This is a genomic window from Pseudomonas protegens (assembly GCF_003732485.1).
Taxonomy (GTDB): domain Bacteria; phylum Pseudomonadota; class Gammaproteobacteria; order Pseudomonadales; family Pseudomonadaceae; genus Aquipseudomonas; species Aquipseudomonas protegens_B.
This window is the reverse complement of the sequence record NZ_MOAK01000086.1, coordinates 385,708-390,092: the sequence shown is the minus strand read 5'-3', so window position 1 is coordinate 390,092 and position 4,385 is coordinate 385,708. Positions and strand designations below refer to the sequence as shown.

Sequence of the window (4,385 nt, the reverse complement as noted above, 5' to 3'; positions counted from 1 at the left end):
ATTCCTCGGTGAAGAACGGCGTCTGCCAGACCTGCATCGGATGCACCCGGGTCGGCTCGTCGCCTTCGGCGGCGAAGATCACCATGCGCCCGTCTTCCAGGCGCGCGTAGCCGTGGCCGAACAGCGGGTTCTGCAACTGGCGGTTGATCATGTTGTAGGTCAGCAGCACCGAGCGGCCCTGCTCCGGGTGATAGAAGATGTACTGCACATCCTCACCGTTGGGCGAGCGCACCGAGCGCTTGAAGCGCATGCCTTCCATGGACTGTTCGAAGGTCTTGTACTCGCCGCTCTGCAGGTAATAGCCGCCGGGGAAGATGATCCCGTGGTCTTCCGGCAGCTGCACACAGGCCAGGCCGATGGCGTCGATGCGCTCCACCTGGCGAGTCAGGCTGTTGAACACCAGATAGCGCCACTGCTCTTCGCGGTACGGCAGGACCTTGAGCAGGATCAGGCTGCCCAGGCGGGCGAATTCGATCTGCGAGTCGTCCAGGGACTGGGTCTTGTCCAGCACCTCTTCACGATAGATGCCCAGGCCCGACTCGGTGTTGTTCTCGACCTTGATGGTCAGGTCGCCGCCGATGGTTTCGACGAACACCGTGTCGAGGATGTTCAGGTGCGGGAAGCGGCCTTCGACCACCATCTCGCGGGTGGCCTTCTTCCATTCGAAATCGAAGGGCGCCGGCAGGGCGATATCCCGCTCGCCCCGGTTGTCGATGTAACGGACATCACGCCCGTCCACCGAGATCGACCAGCGGAACACCCGCACATCGGTGACCCGCTCGCCGATCTGGAAACTCGCCAGCAGCTTGCCGTCACGGATCGCCAGCTGCAGCAGGCGGGTGTTCTTGTAATAGGTGTAGAGCTCGTTGAAATCGTTGAGGAAGCCCTGGGCCGCCAAAAAGCTGCCTTCCAGGGGCACGGGCTCGGCTTCGTAGCCTTCGCCCTCTTCCACCAGCCGGTAGAGGGAAAACACGTCGGCGACGCTGGTTTCCTTCTTCAGGCCGATAAACACGTTGTAGCCGAACAACAGGCAGTCGCCAACCTGGACGATGTCCCGGGCGATGCAGTTGTTCTCGGTACGGATACGCACCCGCCCGACCACTTCCATGCGGCTGTTGCCGAACTCGTCGAGACGCCTCTGGTTGAGGTCGTCAGTGGTGGCCCGCAGGCGCTGGCCCTGGTCCAGCAGGCGCTTTTGCAGCACCTCATAGGCGCCGCCTTCGGCGACTGCCTTGTCCAATACGTCCTGTGGGGGAGTTGCGACTTGAGCGTCCGACATCGTGGCCTTCCTGGATCTACGGCGGTGTGCAAAAAAGCGGGCTCCTCAAACCTGGAACCCAGCACCTGAAACCAGCCAGCTGAAACCCGCAGCCTGACACCCGCCCTGCAGCCGTCGATAAAAACGCTGGCTACAGGATCAGGTGAGGGCTGGCGAATCAGCTGTGGTCAGGCATTTCAGGCTTCGGCAGACGGAGCGTCGGCCTTGCGCGTAACGGCAGCGGCGGCCAGCTCAGCGGCTACAGCCGGAGCCCCCTTGCCATTGAGCAGGCGTGCCAGGACGTCCTGGACCACCGGGCTCTTGCCCACCACGCCCTCGATGGCCTTGCCCACCGACAGCGACTTGGCGAAGGAGTTGAAGAAGTCGCCTTCGCCGCCAACGATCTCGATCTTGGCCTTGCTGAGGGCGGCGGACAGCACTTCGGCCTGGTCCTTGGCGATTTCCTTGTTGGCGGCGATGGCGGCCATCGCTTCCTCGAAGTTCTTCTCCAGTTGCATGCGGAACTCTTCGTGCTGACGAGCGCTGTCGCTGAGGGAGTCCAGGGCACCGAACTTCTTGCCCAGGCCTTCGGCTTCGGCGTTCAGGCGCTGCAGCAGTACTTCGGCTTCGGCCGAACCCAGGTCCTTGGTGGCCTTGGCCTTGGCCGCGCCCAGTTGCTCTTCGCCACGGGCCTGAGCCCCGAGCTTCTCTTCCATGACCTTGGCTTCCGCCAGGCCGTCCTTCTCTTTGGCCGCCGCTTGGGCTTCCATGATGCGGGCGTCGGCCAGGCCTTTTTCCTGCTCGCCGCGGGCTTCGGCAATCAACTGCTCGGTGCGTACGCGGGCTTGAGCCAGGCCTTCCTTTTCCTGGGCCGCTGCGGTGATTTCCAGCACCCGGGCATCGGCCAGGCCAGGCGCAGCGCGCTCGGCTTCCAGGCCTTCGGCCAGGCGTTTCTTGGCTTCGGCCTGTTTGGCCGCCGCTTCCAGTTCGGCCTGGGCCAGGTTGTTGATTTCCACGGCCTTGTGCTTGGAGCGGGTCTCGTCGGCTTCAGCCTGTTTGACCTGGCGCACCAGATCCTGCTCGGCTTCGGCCTGAGCCTGGATCACCACCACTTGCTTGGCGCGCTCGGCTTCGGAGACTTCGCGCACTTCCTTGATCCGCTCTTCCTCCTGGGCCACGGTCTTCTCGACCGCTACCCGCTCACGGATCACTGTGGCGATGTTCTTGCGCTGCTCTTCCAGAGCCTTTTCTTTCTCGATGCGTTGCAGTTCCACTTCACGCTCGCGGGCCACCACTTCCAGGTCCTTGGCGCGGGTGACTTTCTCAACTTCGATGACCACCGCACGCTGACGGTTCTGCTGGGCCACTTCAACTTCGCGCTGATGGTTCTCGGTGCGAACGTCGATTTCCTGCTGGGACTGAATGCGTGCTTGCTCGGCCTTCAGGCGCTCTTCTTCCTTGACCTTGGCGGTCTCGGCTTCCTCGCGGGCACGGATGGTTTCGATCTCGCGCTTCTGCCGGGCTTCGGCGTCGGCCTGCTGGCGTTCGAGGGACAGCGAGGCTTCGCGGGTCTCGACGTTCTTCTTCTGGATCGCCAGTTCCTGGTTGCGCTCCAGTTCGTTGGTGATAACGTTCTGCGCCGCGGTCAGTTCGGTGATCTTGCGGATACCTTCGGCATCGAGGATGTTGCTCGGGTCCAGGGAGTGCTTGGCGGTCTGCTCCAGGTAGTCGATGGCCACGTCTTCCAGCACATAGCCGTTGAGGTCGTTGCCGATGATCTCGATGATGCGGTCGCGGAAGTCCTGGCGGTTCTCGAACAGTTGCACGAAGTCGAACTGCTTGCCCACGGTCTTCAGCGCTTCGGAGAACTTGGCGTTGAACAGCTCGTTGACCGCCGCGCGGTCGGAGGCACGGTCGACACCGATGGCCTTGGCCACCTTGAGCACGTCTTCCTGGGTTTCATTGACCCGCAGGTAGAAGGCCACGGTGATGTCGGCGCGCATGTTGTCGCGGCAGATCAGACCATCCTTGGCCCGACGGTCGACTTCCAGGGTGATCAGCGAGATCCGCATGAACTCCTTGAGGTGGATGACCGGGTACACCAGGGCGCCGGTGAAGTGCACCTTGGGGGTCGAGGACATGTCGTTGACGATCAGCGCCGTGCCTTGGGGGACCTTGATGTAGAAGGCCTTGAACAGGGCCAGCAGGCCGAAGACCACCAGAACGACGAGGCCGATCCCGAGCAGGATGGGCAGCAGCGACGGTAAATTCATGCAATCAATCTCCTTTGATCTGAGGAAGTCCGGGCTCAGAGGCCGCGAAACTCGTCCTCGGTAATGACCCGATAGGCGTGTTGCGCCTCCAGATACTCCAGTAACACGACGCGATCGCCGCGTTTGAAAGCTCGCGCCTCATCGGCACGCACACGCAGGATCAGGCCCGCGCCGCCGTTCTCGAGCACGGCTTCGCCGTGTTCCAGGGTGACTCTGCCGCTACGCACCACAGCCGTCTGCCCCAGCACCGACTGGCTGCTGGTGGCTTCCATCTTGTGAAACAGCGGACGCAGCGGGCTGCAGATGGCCGCGCTGATGGGCGCCGCCAGGAACAGTGCAAGCACTGCCAGCAACAGGCCCAGGGGATAACGCAGCCAACCCAGGGGCAGGTGGCTGAGAACATAGAGTTCGGCGAAATAGGTCAGGAACCAGCTGAAGAACATCAGCAGGGTCAGCACCAGGGTGACCGGCACCCCGTTGAGCTTGAACTTGATCAGCAGCCCGGCCAGACCTTCAGTGGCGTGAGCGCCTTCGAGCAGCGAGTCGGCCTCGAAGTCCAGCAGGTCGACCTCGAGCATGCCCATGGCCACCACGGCCCAGTAGATCACTGCCAGGCAGAGCATGAAGCTGAACAGCACTGTGGGGAACGACAACACTGTCTGCAGGAAGATTTCCATTGCTTTCCTATCCCTGAAAAAGCCGGGCAAGGCCAATCGGCCCCGCCCCTACAACAACGGTGAATCAGGACTTGCTACGGTCCTTGAGGCGCGCCAGCACACTGTCGGCACTGGTGTTGCCGGCAACGATCCCGGCTTCACGCAACTTGGCATCCAGGGCATCGTCCGGGTTGCTGG

Annotated in this window: 3 protein-coding genes and 1 pseudogene; all 4 read right to left on the bottom strand. The window is 62.5% G+C overall.

Translation table 11 applies throughout. The features are described 5' to 3' along the window. Nucleotides 1–1,279: DNA repair ATPase (locus BLX41_RS28750; RefSeq protein WP_185073835.1), on the bottom strand; the 1,279-nt coding region annotated here is incomplete at its 3' end. 176 nt (nucleotides 1,280–1,455) lie between these two features. After that, nucleotides 1,456–3,531 (bottom strand): flotillin family protein, encoded by a 2,076-nt coding sequence (locus tag BLX41_RS28745; protein WP_015634288.1) that lies wholly within the window; start codon nucleotides 3,529–3,531, stop codon nucleotides 1,456–1,458. Between the two features lie 35 nt (nucleotides 3,532–3,566). Further along, nucleotides 3,567–4,208 carry an OB-fold-containig protein gene (locus BLX41_RS28740; protein ID WP_123727610.1) on the bottom strand — a complete coding sequence of 214 codons (642 nt, stop codon included), beginning with the start codon at nucleotides 4,206–4,208 and terminating at the stop codon, nucleotides 3,567–3,569. Between the two features lie 64 nt (nucleotides 4,209–4,272). Continuing rightward, a pseudogene (locus BLX41_RS36545) lies at nucleotides 4,273–4,385 on the bottom strand (PspA/IM30 family protein); the annotation flags it as partial.